General features: G+C 60.6%; 1 pseudogene. It reads right to left on the reverse strand.

The annotated features are described in order from the left end of the window. A pseudogene (locus tag T18_RS25430) lies at positions 1 to 226 on the reverse strand (methyl-accepting chemotaxis protein); the annotation flags it as partial.

Here is a 226-nt window from a genome sequence, read left to right on the forward strand (position 1 = left end):
CTGTCGTTGCCGCCGGCATTGCGAACCGGAGCGGGCTGGCTCTTCTGCTGATAGGCGGTGTCGGCGAGCTTGAACTGCGCGAGAAGCTGGTTGAGCGAAGCTACCTCCTTGGCCAGATTGTGGCTGGCAGCGTTGGTCTGCTCTACCATGGCCGCATTTTTCTGCGTGTCCTGGTCCATCTGGTTGACCGCGGTATTGATCTGCTGGAGGCCGGAGGATTGCTCCT

This window comes from Rhizobium sp. TBD182, assembly GCF_001950375.1.
GTDB lineage: Bacteria > Pseudomonadota > Alphaproteobacteria > Rhizobiales > Rhizobiaceae > Agrobacterium > Agrobacterium tumefaciens.